Raw genomic sequence first — 235 nt, forward strand, 5'->3', positions numbered from 1 at the left:
GCATGTTCGACTGCTACTGGCTACTGCACGAAGGACAAAAGGTGGGCTACTATTTCCGGTCCACGTTTCAGGTGCTCAATGGCGGTGGATACGTGTGCGCCTACATGGGTGCAGCGCGCGGTGCCGCAGATCGCGTTGAAATCCTATTGAACACCGAAGAGCTAGTGGTCTTCCACTATCCGGGCAAAGGCACAATGATCATCAGCCCTCACGTCGGAACCGAGCTTACCCAAAT

At 54.9% G+C, this 235-nt stretch carries 1 protein-coding gene; it reads left to right on the plus strand.

Annotated elements, in window-relative coordinates:
- Positions 1-235 (plus strand): hypothetical protein (locus AC1RPW_RS08715; RefSeq protein WP_481769566.1); only part of this gene is annotated, 235 nt, incomplete at both ends.

This window comes from Dellaglioa sp. CoH-55-MRSF-8, from assembly GCF_056782195.1.